Source organism: Janthinobacterium agaricidamnosum NBRC 102515 = DSM 9628, from assembly GCF_000723165.1.
Taxonomy (GTDB): domain Bacteria; phylum Pseudomonadota; class Gammaproteobacteria; order Burkholderiales; family Burkholderiaceae_D; genus Janthinobacterium; species Janthinobacterium agaricidamnosum.
The window spans coordinates 3,607,473-3,621,725 of the sequence record NZ_HG322949.1; the positions used below are offsets into that span (position 1 = coordinate 3,607,473).

Below are 14,253 nucleotides of genomic sequence, written 5' to 3' on the forward strand. Positions count from 1 at the left end.
TTGCAAGTTACTTGAAGCAAACACCCACTGTAGCCGAAAATCCGTACAAATACTAATTTTGCAAGACCGGCAATGAATAGTCGGCCGGCCGCGAAATCAGCAGCAGGCCGGCCAGCACCAGCAAGCCATTGAGGATCAGCAATTCCAGCCCCAGGCGGTAGGCGCCGAACAGCGCGGCCTGGCAGTAATCGATGGCGTAGCACAGCAGCGGCCCGGCCACGACCACCAGCGGCACCCAGCGCTCATGCAAGCGGCGCCGGGTCAGCAAGCCGAAGGCGAACAGGCCCAGCAACGGACCATAGGTATAACTGGCCAGTTTCAGGATCACGCCGATCATGCTCGGGCTGTCGACCCATTTGAAGGCCAGGATCAGCAGCAGGAACAGCGCGGCGAAGCTCAGGTGGACCCGCTGGCGCCAGCGTTTTTGCAGGTGCTCCGGCAAGTCCGGGCGGCGCTGCAAGCCCAGCAAGTCGATGCAAAAAGTCGACGTCAGCGCGGTGATCGCGCCATCGACGCTGGGAAACAGCGCCGAAATCAGCGCAATGAAAAAGATCAGTTGCAAGACCGCCGGGAAATGGCCCAGCACCACCGCCGGGAACAGCTGGTCGCCGCTGGCGCCGACGCCGGCCAGCGGCGCGTACAGGTGCAGCAAGCCACCGAGGAACAGGAACAGCAGCAGCACGCCGGTCAGGATCACGGTCAGCGCCAGCATATTCTTTTGCGAATTGCGCAGCGTGCGCACCGAGATATTCTTTTGCATCATTTCCTGGTCCATGCCGGTCATCGCGATGGTGATGAACATGCCGGCCAGCACGTGTTTCCAGAAGTAAGCGGGACTGTCGATGTCCCACGTAAAGACCCGCGCCAGGCCGTGCGAGCGCAGTTGCTCCAGGCTGCCGGCCAGCGACAAGTCCATCTTGTCGAGCAAGAACACGGTGCAAATGACCAGCCCCAGCAGCATGCAGCCGGTTTGCAGCATATCGGTCCAGACAATGGTCTTGACCCCGCCTTCATAGGTGTACAGCAAGATCATCAGCAGCACCGCCATGCTGGTCAGCCAGAATGGCACACCGAAGCCGTCGAGGATTGTCGCTTGCAGGATATTCACCACCAGATATAAGCGGGCGCTGGCGCCCAGCAGCCGCGACAGGATGAAAAACGCCGCCCCGCTCTGGCAGGAACGGCGCCCCAGCCGCACCTCGAGGTAATGGTAGATCGAGGTCAACTTCAAGCGGTAATACAGCGGCAGCAACACCAAGGCAATCACCAGATAACCGAGCACATAACCGATCATCAATTGAATATAGCCAAAACCGTCGCGCCCGACCGCTCCCGGCACGCTGATGAACGTGACGCCGGTCAGCGTGGTGCCGACCATGCCGAAGGCGACCAGCGCCCAGTGGCTGTTTTTATTGCCGATGAAAAAACTGTGATTGGTGGCGTGGCGCGAGGTGCGCCAGGCAACGCCCAGCAACAGCGCAAAATAGGCAATGACGAAGGAAAACAGGACGGCTGGGGACATGGCTGGAATCAGGGATGGCAAGGCAAGCGCAAGAATATACACGCAGATGCGCGCGCATGCACGCTTGCCGCCCTCATCAGCACGATGACGGCCGGGCCGGAGCAGCGCTCAGATTTGCGCCAGGCCGCCATCGGCCTGAATGTCGGCGCCGTTGATATAACTGGCGGCGTCGGACGCCAGGAACGTCACCACGCCGGCGATTTCGCGCGCATCGGCATTGCGGCCCAGCGGCACCAGCCCGCCCAGGTAAGCGTAAAAACCGTCCAGGTCGGCCCCGCTGCCGGCCAGTCCCGCCAGGCCGGGGGTTTCGGTGTTGCCGGGGCTGACCGCGTTGATGCGGATGCCGCGCCCTTGCAAGTCCAGCACCCAGCTGCGCACCAGGCTGCGGATCGCCGCCTTGGTCGCCGAATACACGCCCAGGCCGCCCTGGCCCTTGATGCCGGAAATCGACGACGTGACGATCACCGAGGCGCCCTGCGCCAGCAAGGGCAACGCTTTTTGCACGGTAAACAAGGTGCCCTTGATATTGATATCGAGATGCCGGTCGACATGGTCTTCAGTGACTTGTTCCAGCGTCGCGATTTCCGCGATCGCCGCATTGGCGAACAGGATGTCGAGCCGGCCTTTTTCAGCCTGGACGATGGCGTACAAACGGTCCAGGTCGGCCAGCCGGGCCACATCGCCGCGCACGCCGGTCGCGTTGGGGCCGAGCTCGGCCACGGCGGCGTCCAGTTCGGCCTGGCGCCGGCCGGTGATGAATACATAGGCGCCTTCGGCGATGAATGCCTTGGCGGTGGCCAGCCCGATGCCGCTGGTGCCGCCGGTAATGACGGCGACTTTACCTTCGAGTAACTTGCTCATGCTGTGCTTCCTTTGGTGAAGGGTGAAATGGAACTGCTCTTCTACGATCATGTGCATATGCACATATCAGGTGAAATAAAAAGCGCCGCGGCGCTGCCGATCATGGCAACCCTACAGCGCTCCGGTGATGCTTAAAAAATCATGGCGCAAGATGCGCGCGTGCTGCGCCCCGACCAAGGCCTCATATTCGGCTTGCGCCGCTAGCCACAGCGGCCTGGCTTGGTCGATCTTGGCCAGCCCGGCCGCCGAAATCGACAAGACATGGCGGCGCCGCTCTTCCGGGTGGGCCGTGCTGATGACCAGTTCTTTTTGCAGCAACGGTTTCAGCGCGCGCAGCAAGGTGGTGCGGTCGGTCAGCAAGAGCGCCGCCAACTCGTTCATGCCCATGCCCTGTTCCCTGTGCTGCTCAAGGAAATTCAAGATTCCATACTGGGTCGTGGTAATGTTCGACGGCGCAAAATGCCGCTCGTATAACTTCGAGATATAACGCGACATTTGGCGGGTGGCCGAGCAGTGGCAAGCGAGAGGTCCGAGATCTTCCATGCGCTTATTATAGGAGTGCATATGCACAATTACAATGAGCAGCGGACAAATTTAATGGGAACAAAGGTGAAATACGATGCAAGCGGGCGATCTGGAATTACTGGTCAAGCTGGAAATGCCGTATGGCAAATACAAAGGCCGGCTGCTGGCCGACCTGCCCGGCCACTACCTGGGCTGGTTCGCGCGTGAAGGTTTTCCTGCGGGGCAACTGGGCGCGCTGATCGCGCTGATGTATGAACTGGACCATAACAATCTGCGCACCCTGCTCGACCCGCTGCGCACCCGGCCACGGCAATATTAGAAGGCGCTGACTTTTTTGGCCAGCAAGCGGCTCAATTCTCCATTGTCGAGCAACGCCTTGAGTTCGGTCGCGCCGCCGACCAGCACGCCGTTGACGAAGACCATCGGAAAGGTCGGCCAGCCGGTCCACATCTTCAGCGCCGCGCGGCGCCGCCACTGGCTGACATAACTGCCGTATTGCAGATAGTGATAAGGCGTGCCCAGCACGTCGAAAATCTTGCGCGCCTTGGGCGGGAATGGATTCAGTGCCATGCCGACGATCACCACCGGGTGGGCGGCGACGGCGTCCTGCACTTCCCGCACGATATCGGCATGGCTGTCGGAAATCTGTTGGCGGATCGCCGGGTGGATCTGTGCTTCGTCGAAAATATTACGGCTCATGTCAGGGTTCCCAATGATGGTTGCATAGCGGATGCAGCAATGTAGCCGCTATGCAACCATTTGGGAAGGAACATCTTAATGTACCGTAGCGCCCTCGACATGTTGCGCCAGATTCTTGCTGGCCAGCCATGCCAGCGGCAGCAGTGCGAATAGCGCGGCGGCCACGCCGGCCCACGGCGTCGACGCCATCAAGCGGTGCGACACCATCAGCGCGCCCATCATCGAACCGCTGGAAATGCCCAGGTTGAAGGCCGAGATATTCAGGCCGGATGCAAAATCGACGGCTTTCGGGGTGTAGCGCTCGGCGGTCGCCAGCATGCCGGCTTGCAAGGCTGGCGACAGGCCGAAGGCGAACAAGCCCCACACGAACAGCATCAGCACCATCATGACCTGTCCGTGGATGGTCAGCGCCAGCACCAGCTGGGTCAGCGCCAGCGCGACCAGCATCATGCGCAAGGCGCGTTGCCAACCGTAATGGCTGGTCAGGTAGCCACCGGCCAGGTTGCCGGCGAAGGTCGCCGCGCCGAACACGATCAGCAAGGCGCTGGCCGTGGTCGCGGAAAAGCCGGTGATGTCGGTCAGGATCGGCGTGACGAAGGTGAACGCGGCAAAGCTGCTGCCGAAACCGAAGGTGGTGATCGCCATCATGGTGACGATCGGCAAGCTGCCCAGTGCCGCCAACTGGGTCGATGCCCTGGCGCCGCCGCCATGCGCCAGGCCGGACGGCAGCCAGCGCAGCATCGCGCCCAATCCCAGCGCGGCCAGCAAGACCACCGCGAAGAACGGCAAACGCCAGCCCATCAAATTGCCGAGGAAACTGCCAAGTGGCACGCCGATCACCATCGCCAGCGTCAAGCCGGCGAACATCACGGAAATCGCCCGGCCGGCCTGCCCTTTCGGCACCAGGCTGGCGGCCACGGTGGCGCCGATGGCAAAGAACGTGCCATGCGCCACGGCGGTGATGATGCGGCCGAACAGCAACACTTGATAGCTGCCGGACAAGGCGGCCAGCAAGTTGCCGGCCAAAAATACCGACATCAAGCCCAGCAACGCGGCCTTGCGCGGCAAGCGCGACAGGCCGATCACCAGCAATGGCGTGCCGATCGCCAGCGCCAGCGCATACAGGCTGACCAGCGCGCCGGCCGATTCCAGCGAGATCGCCAAATCCCTGGCGATGGCCGGCAAGATGCCGACCACGATAAATTCCGTGACGCCGATGGCAAAGGCGGACACCGCCAGCGACAGGACGGCGGGCGGCATGGAGGTTTTGACTGCGGTGTTCATGAGGTGCTCCAACAAGATTTCAAGATGCCAGTGTATAGAACAGCGCACTTTTGATATAGACTCCATCTATGAAAACACTTATGAAATGGATTCACCATGTCACGCCAGGATATCAACCGCTCCGCTGAAATGGCGGTGTTTGTCGAAGTCGTCGAATGGTCGGGTTTCAGCGCCGCGGCGCGGCGGCTGGACATGACGCCTTCGGCGGTCAGCAAGCTGATCGGGCGGCTGGAAACGCGGCTCGGCGCGCGCCTGCTGAACCGCACCACCCGCCAGTTGCAAACCACGCCGGAAGGCGCGGCCTTTTATGCGCAGTGCAAGCGCATCCTGGAAGATATCGACTGCGCCGAGCGTGAAGCGTCGCAAGGCGCGGCGCCGCGCGGCAGCCTGCGCGTGAATTGCTTTTCGCCGTTCGGGATATTGTATTTCCTGCCGATCTTGCCGGAATTCATGCAGCGTTATCCCGACATCACGGTCGATGTCGCCGTCAACGATATCGTCATCGACTTGCTGGCCGACCGCGCCGACCTGGCGATCCGCACCGGCAAGCTGAAGGAATCGAACCTGATCGCCCGCAAACTCGGCGCCGGGCCGATGGTGGTGGTGGCCGCGCCAGCCTACCTGGCGCGGCATGGGGTGCCAGCCACCCCGGCAGAACTGGCCAGCCACAATCTGCTGGAATTCAGCTTTACGCGGCACATGGAAGCGTGGCCGTTCCTCGATGGCGGCCACCAGGTCATGGTGCAGCCGCAAGGCAACGCCATGCTCAGCGACGGCGAAAGCATGCGCCACGCGGTGCTGGCCGGCCTCGGACTGGCGCGGCTGTCGCGCATGCACGTGCAGCACGATATCGACGCCGGCCGGCTGGTGGCGTTGCTGGAACCGTACAATCCCGGCGATATCGAAGAAGTCCACGCGGTGTTTGTCGGCCCCGGCACCCAATTGCCGGCCAGGGTGCGGGTGATGCTGGATTTCTTATTAGAAAAAATCAGATTCCCGGGCGCCCAACATTAAAAGCGACGCTTATCAATCAACCTGCATGCGCTTGCCGGCGCTGAACATGGCCTCGAACTCATCGGCCGGCACCGCCGGGCTGAACAGATAACCCTGCAACTGGTCGCAACCCAGTTCGCGCAGGAACAGCATTTGCTCGACCGTCTCGACGCCTTCGGCGACGATTTCCTGGCGCATTTGCTGCGCCATCGTCACGATGGCCTGGGCGATCGCGCAATCGTTTTCTTCATCCGGCAAGCCGATGACAAACGAGCGGTCGATCTTGAGCGTGCTGATCGGGAATTTCTTCAGGTAGGCAAGGCTGGAATAACCGGTGCCGAAATCGTCCAGCGCCAGCGCCAGTCCCATCGCCACCAATTCATTCATGATCACGATCACCGTGTCGGCGCCGCGCATCAGCAAGCTTTCGGTGATCTCCAGCATGATTTGCCGGGGCTGCACATCGTAGCGCTGCAATACCGCCGCTATGCGCGCCGGCAAATGCTGGTCGAATTGCCTCGCCGACAGGTTAACCGCGATCGGCGGCATCACCAGGCCGGCGTCGCGCCAGGCGCGAATCTGGCGGCACGCCTCTTCCAGCACCCAGGTGCCGAGGTCGAGGATCAAACTGGTTTCTTCGGCGACCGGGATGAACAGGCCGGGCGACACCATGCCGTACACCGGGTGCTTCCAACGCAACAGCGCTTCGGCGCCGACGATGCTGCCGGTGCTCAGGCTGACCTTGGGCTGGTAATGCAGCTGCAATTCATTGTCGCCCAGCGCCAGCCGCATCTCGCTTTCCAGCCGCAAATGCTCCTTGGCGCGCCGGTTCATGTCTTCGCGGTAAAACAGGAACGTCGGTTCGATGTTTTGCACCGCCTTGGCCACCGCCACGTCGGCAAAGCGGAATAGCGAGGTGGTATCGAGTCCGTCTTCCGGAAACACGGTGATGCCGATGCCGGCGCCGACATGCAAATTGTGCGTATCGATGCGGATCGGCGTTTCCAGCAAGGTCAGCAGCTTTTGCGCGACATGCGCCGCGTGTTCGCGCTTTTCAATCTGCAGCAAGGCGACGACAAATTTACTGCCGTCGACCCGCGCCAGGATGTCGGCGTCGCGCAGCGCGGTGCGGAACAGGCGGCTGATTTCCACCAGCAGCTGGTCGCCCACTTCATGGCCCAGCGTATCGCTGATCGAACCGACCCGGCTGATGTCGATCACCATCAATGCGCCATGGCTGAGCTTGCGGCGCGCCTCGGTCAGGGCCTGGTCGACCAGCTGGTTCAGCAAGCCGCGGTTCGGCAAGCCGGTCAGGCTGTCGTAATTGGCCATGCGCTGCATGCGCGCCTCGGCGTCCTTGTGCACGCTGATGTCGGAAAACAGCGAGAAGGTATGGCTGATCTGGCCGTCGTCGTCGCGCACCACGCTGATCGTCACCGATTGCGGAAACAGTTCGCCATTCTTCCTGCGGCCGATAATTTCACCGCGCCACGAACCGTCGCCGCGCATCGCGCCACGCACCTTGGCGCGGAATTCGGCGTCATGCACGCCGGAACGCAGCAAGTCCGGCGTATGGCCGATCGATTCGGACGGCGAATAACCGGTGATGCGGCTGAACGAGCTGTTGACCGAGACGATGCGTTCATCGGCGTCGGTGATCAGCATGCCTTGTTCGCTGTCTTCGATCATGCGTGCATGCAGGCGCACCTTGTCGTACGGCGACAGCGGTTCATTGACGCTGGAAAACGAGACATGCATGCCGCACGCTTCGGCGCTGGCGTCGAGGATGGTCGAACAGGTCAGGCGCAGCCAGAATACCCCGCCCGACTTCTTGCGGCGCCGCACTTCGGTGGTCACGCTGCCGCTGTCGACAAACAATTCGGCGATGCGCGCGTCGTCATCGTCGTCGGCGTACAGGAACAGGATGTGCTGGCCCAGCGCTTCGCGGCTGGAATAGCCGAACATTTGCTCCGCGCCATGGTCCCAGGCGGTCACGAAGCCGTCCAGGTCGAGCTCGATCAAGGCCGGCGCCGGCGTCGAAAACACCGGCAGCGACGCGATATCGACTTCGCGCAATTGACCCAGCGCCGCGTCGAGTTGTCCAAGGGTACGCTCAAGCGCGGCGCCTTGCTGGGAGCGCGCGGCGCGGCTGAGTTCCAGGCATTGCTGGATGGTGCTGTCAAACATGGTTACGGTCCGCCATTTCAGTCGTTTCAGCAATTACGTCCAGCATCCACAGGTGGGCCGCCAGCACGCTGCGGCCCCACTCTTCAGCCGGTAATTGCAAGGCTTTCAAATGTTGTCCTAGCACTTCAAAATCTCCCGCCTCGGCCGCTTCTATCGTCAGCAGCAAGGCGCCCAACTCGCCTTCACGGGCCAGCAACGCCGTTTGCACCGTCTGGCACAAGGCCAGCACCGGCAGCAATTGCGCCAGCGGCGTACCGAACAACACGCCCAGCAAGGAAAACAAGCCGCTGATAAAAGCTTGCTCCTGATGCATTTTATCCAGGCCCAGGACGCCGGCCAACGCCTCCATCAGGCGCGCCCGCACCGCCGCCCTCGCCAGCAGCATACCAGAGCGCGGATCGCCATCACGCGCGGCGAACAGCATCAGGTTGAGCCAGCGCCGCAATTGCTGGCGGCCGAGCAACATGATGGCGTGGTTGACACTGGTCACGCGGCGACCGCCGCCGACGCCAGCGGAATTAACCAGACGCAGCAAATGATACGACAGGCGCGGGTCGCGCCGCAGCAAAGTTTCAATCTCATCGGTGGGACCGTCGCTGGCCACCAATTCCATCAGCCGCAGCGCCAAGGCGCGCGACGCGGCCTGGTTGGCCGCCGCAGCCGGCGCCGGCATCAGATACCAGTTGCCGCGCACCCAGCCTGCCCGTGGCGCCCAGTCGCCGCTGAATACCTCACCGGCATCGGCCAGTTGATCGATGGAAAGCGCCGACCAGCCATGGACGGACCATGCGGCGGCCGCTTCGGCGCTGCTATTGTCGGGAAAAAAACAGGGATAACGCTGCGCCAGTTCCGGGCACGCGGCACAGCCGGCCTGGCCGGCCGGCGGCAAAGCTGTGCCGGCCAGCAGCAAGGCGGCCGGCCGGCCTTGACGGTCGGCCAACAGATCGAAAAATACCAGGGATGCTGTACTCAATATGATCATCGAAAAAAATCAGGTCGCGGGCCGGCATACGCCAAAATCGGTGAGATAGCGATCGCAGCAATGTTTATGGTACTCTGAAATTGTTGGCTTATGTCAACATTTTGCCACTGGCCGCCACGCTGGCCACCACGCCGCCGGCCACTATTTTAACCAATTACTGGCAATACTCCCGGCAAGTAGCGGCTCAAGCGGCCCAGCAAGCCCGGTTGTCCCAAACGCTCGGTCCACCAGCGCAACGCCGCCCCGCCCTGGCCGACCCGCCACGCCAGATAAAAAGTTTCCGCAGGCTTCGGCTCTTCGACCGCTTTTTCCACCAGCAAGCCCCGCGCGATGGCCGCCCGCGCCGATGGTTCCGGCAAGAAACCAAAGCCCAGGCCCGCCACCTGGTAATCGAACTTTCCTTGCATGCCAGGCACGGTCAGGCTGTCTTGCCCGAGCACCACGCCGACGGTGCGCGGCGCCATCTGGCGCGCCGAATCGGCCACCACCACGGCGCGGTGATGCTGCAAATGATTGCGGCTCAGCGGTTCCTGCACCGCGGCCAGCGGATGGCCGGGCGCCACCGTAAACACAAACGCCAGGCTGCCGATCGCCTGCGATACATACCCGCCGCCGGCCGGACCGTCGCCGGGCGCGCCGACCAGCAAGTCGACCCGGTGCTCCAGCAACGCTTCCCACGTGCCGGACAAGGTTTCCTGCACCAGGCGCAGCCGGGTTTGCCGCGCCACGTCGCAAAAGGCGGCCACGTCGTCTTGCAGCGCCAGCACCGGAAACATGCTATCGAGGCCGATCGCCAGTTCGGTTTCCCAGCCGGACGCAACCCGGCGCACCCGGTGCTCCAGGTCGTGCGCCGCTTTCAGCAAGTAGCGCCCTTCCTTCAGCAATTCGTGGCCGGCCCGGGTCAGCAGCACGCGCGGTCCGTTGCGCTCGAATACTTGCACGCCCAAGTCTTCTTCCAGCTTGGCGACGGTATAGGAAATGGTCGACGGTACTTTGTGCAATTCCTTGCCGGCGGCGGAAAAGGAACCGCGGCGATCGATCGCATCGACGATGTGCAACGCTTCCAGGCTGAGTCTGAGCATTCGAATTTTTCGATCATAAGCCACTAAATTTTCCGTTTTTCATTTCAAAAAACGGCGCCTATACTGCTTTCCATCGGTGCAACAGCGGGGCGAAGCGGAAAACATCTTGCCCTTTTCGAAATTATCGCACATTAACTTTCAGCAGAATCGAGGACATCATGTTGCAAATACGTAAAAGCGAAGAACGCGGCATTGCCAACCACGGCTGGCTGCATTCGCAGCACAGCTTTTCCTTCGGCAGCTACCACGACCCGAAACATGTCGGTTTTGGTCCCTTGCTGGTGATTAATGAAGACCGCGTCGCGCCGGCCCAGGGTTTTGGCACCCACGGCCACCGCGACATGGAAATCATTTCCTATGTGCTGGAAGGCGCACTGGCACACAAGGACAGCATGGGCACCGGGTCGGTCTTGCATTACGGCGATGTGCAGCGCATGAGCGCCGGCCATGGCGTGCGGCATAGCGAATTCAACCATTCGGAAACGGACGGCGTGCACTTCCTGCAAATCTGGATCGCGCCCAGCGCCAGCGCCATCGGCATCGCCCCCAGCTATGAAGAGAAACATTTCACTCAAGAAAGCAAATCCGGCAAGCTGCGCCTGATCGCCTCCAGCGACGGCCGCCAGGGTTCGGTGCTGATCCACCAGGATGCGGCGCTGTACGCCAGCATCATGGATGAAGGGCAACGCCTGGAACATGCGCTGGGCGCCGGCCGGCTCGGCTATGTGCACCTGATCCGCGGCAGCCTGGTGGTCAACGGCACGCCGCTGAAAGGCGGCGACGCGCTGAAAGTGACGCAGGAAAGCCTGATCACGCTGGAGCAGGCGGAACAAGCAGAACTGCTGCTGTTCGACTTGCCGGCCTGAGCCGTCCAGCCATCCCTTGTGAAACCCCAGCCAGTCCCAACCTGACGGGCAGAGCAGGAAAATACAGGCAAGAAATAGTTTTTCCCAAGTTTTGGTATGATGGCATGGCGCGCCGGCTCTGATTTCAGGCCGGCGCGCCTTTTACTTTGATCCTGACGATCCCGACAATTTTATGAGCACAACCATGCAGACCGCCGCCGACCTTCCGGTTACCGAAGAACTGGAATACGCCACCTCTTGCGCGCTGCCGACGCCGTGGGCGCAGTTCACGCTGCACGCCTTTATCGAACACGCCACTGGCAAGGAACACCTGGCGATGACGCTGGGCGACATCGGCGATGGCCAGCCGGTGCTGGCGCGCGTGCATTCCGAATGCCTGACCGGCGACGTGCTGTTTTCGCAGCGCTGCGATTGCGGCGCGCAACTGGAAGGCGCGCTGAAACGCATCGCCGCCGAAGGCCGCGGCATCTTGCTGTACCTGCGCCAGGAAGGCCGCGGCATCGGCTTGATCAACAAGATCCGCGCCTACCGCCTGCAAGAAGCGGGCGCCGACACGGTGCAAGCCAATGAACAGCTGGGTTTCAAGGCCGATGCGCGCAATTACGCGCTGTGCAAGCCGATGTTCGGCCAGTTCGGCATCAAGAGCCTGCGCCTGATGACCAATAACCCGCGTAAGATCGACGCGATGGAAAAAATCGGCGTCACGGTGGCCGAGCGGGTGCCGCTGCTGGTCAACCGCAACGCCTTCAACCAGCATTACCTGAATACCAAGGCAAGCAAGCTGGGTCACATGATGACCCCGGTCACCCCGCCTGCCGTCGAGGATGGCGCACTGTAAGTATCAGCAAAGGGCTGCATGAAATCCTCCAAGTTTGTCCGGCTGCTTGCCTTCGGCGGCGCGCTGGCGCTGACGGCCGGCGCCGCGCTGGCCGCGCCGTCCGCGGCTACCAGCGGCACCGCCGCCAATAGCGCCGCCCTGCCGGCGCCGTCCAGCGCCGCGCAAAAACTGTATACGTCGGCCCGCGACGATATCCTGCAAATCCGCGTGCTGCTGAAAAACGGCCGCACCCAGTCGTCGGTCGGTTCCGGTTTCCTGATCGGCACCGGCAACCTGGTGCTGACCAATTACCACGTGGTGTCGCAATTCGCGCTCGATCCGGATACCTATGTCGGCGAATGGGTCGATACCGGCGGCAAGCGCGGCAACGTCGAATTGCTGGCGGTGGATGTGCTGCACGACCTGGCCGTGGTGCGCGTCAGCCGCAACGGCACCGGCTTTTTCAAGATGCCGGCCACGCTGGCGCCGCTGACCCAGGGGCAATATTTGTATTCGCTGGGCAATCCGCTGGACCTCGGCTTCGCGATTTCCGAAGGCGCGTACAACGGCGTGATCACGCGCAGCTTTTACGACCAGCTGATGTTTACCGGCCCGATCAACGCCGGCATGAGCGGCGGCCCCAATGTCACCGCCAACGGCGACGTGGCCGGCATCAATGTCTCGAAACGGCTGGACGGCGAATTGGTCAGCTTCCTGGTGCCGGCCCGCTACGCCCAGGACTTGTTGAACAGGGTGGCGCGGCAAAACAAGCCGCCCAAGGATTTCAAGCCGCTGGTGACCGAGCAATTGCTGGTGCACCAGCAACGCATGATCGACAGCTTGCTGGCCACGCCGCTGACCTTGAAGGCGATGGGCCCGTACCGGGTGCCGGTGCGCGATTCGGACCAGATGCGTTGCTGGGGCTCGTCCAACGCCAAGGCCGATAAACCGTATATGGTCGACAACACCAACTGCGCCATGGAATCGGCGATCTTCATTTCCGAAGCGCTGCAGACCGGGCAAGTATCGATACGCCATCAATTCTTGCGCAGCAGCAGGCTCGGTCCGCTGCGCTTTGCCGAATTGGCCGGCGCATCGTTCAAGAATGAAAATTTCGGCAGCGCCAAGAGCAGCCACCTGACCGGCCCGCTGTGCACCGAACAATTTGTCCAGAACAAGACCCTGCCCTTGCGCGCCGTGATGTGCGTGCGCGCCTACCGCAAGTTCCCCGGGCTGTATAACTTTTCGCTGCTGACCGCCAGCACCGACAGCGGCCAGATGAGCTTGCAAAGCCGGATCGACGTGCGCGGCGTTTCCTACGACAATGGCTTGCGCAGCACCCGCGCCTTCCTCGATGCGCTGGCGCGCGACGGGAGCAAGCCATGAAAGCGCCCTACTTCATTGAAACCCTGGCGCGCAACGGCGACGTCTTGAACCGCCAGCAAGTGGCCAGCCTGCCGATACGGCTGGGACGCGCGTATGACAACGACGTCATCCTCGACGACTTGCATACCGCGCCGCAACACGCGCTGATCGAAGACGACGGCGCCGGTGGACTGGTGCTGCGCGACCTCGGCAGCCTGAACGGCAGTATTCATCACGGCAAACGCGAAGCCAGCATTGCCTTGAGCGGCCATACCGTGGTGCGCCTGGGACACACCAGCCTGCGCGTGCGCGGCGCCGACCACGCGGTGCCGGCCGAATTGACCGACACCGCCATCCATAGCTGGGAAGGCCGCACGCCGGCCTTGCTGGGCTTGGCCATGGTCGCGCTGGCGGCGCTGGTCAGCAACTGGATCGGCGATGTCGACAGTTTCGATCCGATCAACTACCTGCTGGTGATCGCCGGCGGACTGGGCGGCGCGCTGGTGTGGGGCGGCGTCTGGGCCGTCGCCAACCGGCTGTTCGGCAGCCTGGCGCGCTTCGGCCGCCACCTGTTCATCCTCGGTTGCGGACTGGTGGCGATGGAAGTGTGGATCGGTCTCAGCAGCGCCATCGCTTATGCCTATTCGCAAGAATGGCTGACGCGCTTCGGCAGCCATGTGGTGGTCGCCATCATCTGCTGCATGATTTTCTTCCACCTGTGCACCATCAAGGCCCGGCATGCGCGCCGTTTCGCGGCCGCCAGCGCGATCTTGCTGATACTGATTTCCGGCTTGAACTTGATGAGCGGCTTGCAGCGCAGCGGCCGCCTCGGCAACGAACTGTATATGTCGGTCTTGCTGCCGCCCGCCTTCAGGCTCAGCGCCAACCATGGACCGGACGAATTCTTCGCCAACGCGGCCAGGCTGAAAGCCAGGGTCGACGCCGACCGCAACAAGCATGTCGGCGACGATATCTCCGGCGAAGATGACGATGGCGGCGAGGATGAGTGACAAAAAAAGCCCGCTTGAAGCGGGCTTATGAATTACCGGTAAGTAATCATGAAATACAAC

At 62.0% G+C, this 14,253-nt stretch carries 14 protein-coding genes; 6 read left to right on the plus strand and 8 right to left on the minus strand.

All coding sequences use genetic code 11. The features are described from left to right. Nucleotides 1-52: 52 nt before the first annotated feature. From GJA_RS15305 to GJA_RS26790, 3 genes are all read right to left on the minus strand, one after another. Nucleotides 53-1,522 carry a sodium:solute symporter gene (locus tag GJA_RS15305; protein ID WP_038493711.1) on the minus strand — a complete coding sequence of 490 codons (1,470 nt, stop codon included), beginning with the start codon at nt 1,520-1,522 and terminating at the stop codon, nt 53-55. A 108-nt stretch (nt 1,523-1,630) separates the two neighbouring features. Continuing rightward, nucleotides 1,631-2,383 carry an SDR family oxidoreductase gene (locus GJA_RS15310; RefSeq protein ID WP_038493714.1) on the minus strand — a complete coding sequence of 251 codons (753 nt, stop codon included), beginning with the start codon at nt 2,381-2,383 and terminating at the stop codon, nt 1,631-1,633. A 111-nt stretch (nt 2,384-2,494) separates the two neighbouring features. Beyond that, nucleotides 2,495-2,926, minus strand: coding sequence for a MarR family winged helix-turn-helix transcriptional regulator (locus GJA_RS26790; protein ID WP_038493717.1), 432 nt, complete (start codon nt 2,924-2,926; stop codon nt 2,495-2,497). 76 nt (nt 2,927-3,002) lie between these two features. Here GJA_RS26790 and GJA_RS15320 point away from each other — a divergent pair, with 76 nt between their 5' ends. Beyond that, entirely contained in the window at nt 3,003-3,227 is a 225-nt protein-coding gene (locus GJA_RS15320) for a DUF3820 family protein (protein WP_038493720.1), read from the plus strand. Here the strand turns inward: GJA_RS15320 and GJA_RS15325 are convergent. Next, nucleotides 3,224-3,607, minus strand: coding sequence for a glutaredoxin domain-containing protein (locus GJA_RS15325; protein ID WP_038493723.1), 384 nt, complete (start codon nt 3,605-3,607; stop codon nt 3,224-3,226). The genes GJA_RS15320 and GJA_RS15325 overlap by 4 nt on opposite strands. A 75-nt stretch (nt 3,608-3,682) precedes the next feature. After that, a complete protein-coding gene (locus GJA_RS15330) occupies nt 3,683-4,891 on the minus strand; it encodes an MFS transporter (protein WP_051780944.1) in 1,209 nt (402 codons plus the stop codon). Between the two features lie 96 nt (nt 4,892-4,987). On the opposite strand from GJA_RS15330, the gene GJA_RS15335 reads away from it, so the two are divergent. After that, nucleotides 4,988-5,905, plus strand: a complete 918-nt coding sequence (locus GJA_RS15335; protein ID WP_038493725.1) for a LysR family transcriptional regulator — start codon at nt 4,988-4,990, stop codon at nt 5,903-5,905. 12 nt (nt 5,906-5,917) lie between these two features. Here the strand turns inward: GJA_RS15335 and GJA_RS15340 are convergent, their stop codons facing one another. From GJA_RS15340 to GJA_RS15350, 3 genes are all read right to left on the minus strand, one after another. Next, on the minus strand, nt 5,918-8,071 hold the full coding sequence (locus tag GJA_RS15340) for a putative bifunctional diguanylate cyclase/phosphodiesterase (RefSeq protein WP_038493728.1): 2,154 nt from the start codon (nt 8,069-8,071) through the stop codon (nt 5,918-5,920). After that, complete coding sequence (locus tag GJA_RS26255) at nt 8,064-9,044, minus strand: EAL and HDOD domain-containing protein (protein ID WP_167541125.1); 981 nt, start codon at nt 9,042-9,044, stop codon at nt 8,064-8,066. Before GJA_RS26255 ends, GJA_RS15340 begins: the two co-directional genes overlap by 8 nt. 155 nt (nt 9,045-9,199) lie before the next feature. Then, nucleotides 9,200-10,135 carry a LysR family transcriptional regulator gene (locus tag GJA_RS15350; protein ID WP_038493731.1) on the minus strand — a complete coding sequence of 312 codons (936 nt, stop codon included), beginning with the start codon at nt 10,133-10,135 and terminating at the stop codon, nt 9,200-9,202. 158 nt (nt 10,136-10,293) lie between these two features. Here GJA_RS15350 and GJA_RS15355 point away from each other — a divergent pair, with 158 nt between their 5' ends. From GJA_RS15355 to GJA_RS15370, 4 genes are all read left to right on the plus strand, one after another. Next, nucleotides 10,294-11,001 carry a pirin family protein gene (locus GJA_RS15355; protein WP_038493734.1) on the plus strand — a complete coding sequence of 236 codons (708 nt, stop codon included), beginning with the start codon at nt 10,294-10,296 and terminating at the stop codon, nt 10,999-11,001. A 172-nt stretch (nt 11,002-11,173) separates the two neighbouring features. After that, the gene (ribA, locus tag GJA_RS15360) at nt 11,174-11,839 is read left to right on the plus strand and encodes a GTP cyclohydrolase II (protein ID WP_174525972.1); all 666 of its coding nucleotides are present in this window, start codon (nt 11,174-11,176) and stop codon (nt 11,837-11,839) included. Nucleotides 11,840-11,857: 18 nt separating this feature from the next. Further along, nucleotides 11,858-13,204 (plus strand): S1 family peptidase, encoded by a 1,347-nt coding sequence (locus tag GJA_RS15365; RefSeq protein ID WP_051780948.1) that lies wholly within the window; start codon nt 11,858-11,860, stop codon nt 13,202-13,204. Next, a complete protein-coding gene (locus GJA_RS15370; RefSeq protein ID WP_038493738.1) occupies nt 13,201-14,193 on the plus strand; it encodes an FHA domain-containing protein in 993 nt (330 codons plus the stop codon). Before GJA_RS15365 ends, GJA_RS15370 begins: the two co-directional genes overlap by 4 nt. The last annotated feature ends 60 nt before the right edge of the window (nt 14,194-14,253 follow it).